Origin of the sequence: Erythrobacter donghaensis, assembly GCF_001557325.1 — a bacterium.
GTDB classification, from domain to species: Bacteria; Pseudomonadota; Alphaproteobacteria; order Sphingomonadales; family Sphingomonadaceae; genus Erythrobacter; species Erythrobacter donghaensis_B.
Window position 1 is genome coordinate 1 of sequence record NZ_LSJS01000020.1, and the last position, 1,595, is coordinate 1,595.

The 1,595-nt window shown below is 68.0% G+C and carries 2 protein-coding genes and 1 pseudogene; 2 read left to right on the plus strand and 1 reads right to left on the minus strand.

The window, feature by feature from the left end; all coding sequences use genetic code 11:
- Positions 1–113 precede the first annotated feature (113 nt).
- On the minus strand, positions 114–761 hold the full coding sequence (locus AX692_RS00305) for a glutathione S-transferase family protein (protein ID WP_081095035.1): 648 nt from the start codon (positions 759–761) through the stop codon (positions 114–116).
- 134 nt (positions 762–895) lie between these two features.
- On the opposite strand from AX692_RS00305, the gene AX692_RS00310 reads away from it, so the two are divergent.
- Positions 896–1,402, plus strand: a complete 507-nt coding sequence (locus AX692_RS00310; protein ID WP_073973226.1) for a PH domain-containing protein — start codon at positions 896–898, stop codon at positions 1,400–1,402.
- 10 nt (positions 1,403–1,412) lie between these two features.
- Positions 1,413–1,595, plus strand: a pseudogene (locus AX692_RS00315) (hypothetical protein); the annotation flags it as partial.

Here is a 1,595-nt window from a genome sequence, read left to right on the forward strand (position 1 = left end):
GTGCGGCAGCTTTCAGCATGACCGAAGTGCAAGCCCAATGACGTTAATGGGGTCGCTTCCCGAACGGCAGGTTTTTTCTGCTCTGTCACGAAAGCCGCCATGCCAGCCGCGCCCTATTCGGCCTGCTTCCAGATCGCCGCACACGGCCGCTGGTTGTGCGTGGCGACGAAGCGCGCAAGGTTGTCGGTGCCTTGCGGAAGCTTCCACCCCACCGTGAAGCCGAAATTGGCGAAGGCGAAGATGATGAGGTCGGCAAAGGTGAAGCGGCCGAGCGCGATGTTGTCCTTCTCGCCGAGGTAGCCGTCGAACAGCCGCCACTTCTCGTCCGCGAGTCCCGAGAGTTCCGCCCCCGCTCCGGTCGAGACGACGCTCATGCGCGGCTCGAACATCGGGCGGCCCGCGCCGGCGCGGAAGCCCATCGTCATCGGCACCACCACCTCCTGATCGAACAGGCGCGCCCACTTCCTCACCGTCGCGCGCTCCACCGCAGTCTCGCCGAACAGGTTGGGGGAGGGGTGCAGCTCCTCGACATATTCGCAGATCGGCCAGCTTTCGGTGAGGCAGGTGCCGTCCTCCAGCTCGAGCGTCGGGGTGGTGCCTTGCGGGTTCCTCGCCATGTAGCCCGCGTCCTGCCGGTTCTGCCCGGTGATGATGTCGTAATGCACGCGGGCGAAATCGCGGCCCTCCTCGAGGCCCTTCTCGATCATGAACATCCGCACCAGGCGGGGGTTGGGGCCAAGGCTGGAATGGAGCGTGATCATGAGGTTCTCTCTCCCGGAGTGGACGTTCGGGCGTTCTAGGAGGCCGAGCCCCGCGCGTCGCCCTCCTAAATGCGCTAGGAAAGGGGCGGAAAAGCGGCTTGCGCGCGGCGGCTGTATTGCGCAGATAAGGCACCATGGACCAGACGCCCCTGCCCCAGCCGCCCGGCGATGATGACGCGCTGACGAAGCTCCACCCCAACTATTCGCATGTCCTGCGCGTGCAGGCGACGCTGTCGTCGATCCCGTTCCTGGTCGGCGCGCTGGTGCTGGAGACCGCCGTCAAGGGCGAGGGCCTGTTCCCGAGCGGCAGCATCGCCGGCCCCGTGCTGCTGATCGCGCTGGCGCTGATCATCCGCATTCCCCAGACCCGCTACAACGCCCGCGGCTACCAGATCAGCGCCGACCGGCTGCGCGTGGTGCGCGGCCTCATGTTCCGTTCCGACACGGTCGTGCCCTTCGGCCGGGTGCAGCATATCGACGTGGCGCAGGGCCCGCTCGAGCGGTTCTTCGGCATCGCCACGCTGACGCTCCACACCGCGGGCAACCACAATGCCAGCGTCTCCCTGCCGGGCCTCGGCGAGGCGCTGGCGCGCGAGATGCGCGAGGAGATCCGCGCGCATATCCGCCGCGAGACCATGTGAGGGCCGCTGCATGAGCGACACCCGCCGCACCGCGCCGCTCGGCGTCGTCATCGGCGCGCTCGGGGCGATCCGCAGTGCGGTGCTTCCGGCCATCGCCATCGCCTTTTCGGGCGTCGGCGGGGGCGGGGGGCTCCTCGTCGCGCTCGGCGTCGGGGTGGCGGCGGTGGCGATCGGGGTGGTCACCAGCTATATC

Coding starts and splice junctions, on each gene's coding strand:
- AX692_RS00310 (WP_073973226.1), top strand. CDS start 896: ATGGACCAGACGCCCCTGCCCCAGCCGCCCGGCGATGATGACGCGCTG.
- AX692_RS00305 (WP_081095035.1), bottom strand. CDS start 761: ATGATCACGCTCCATTCCAGCCTTGGCCCCAACCCCCGCCTGGTGCGG.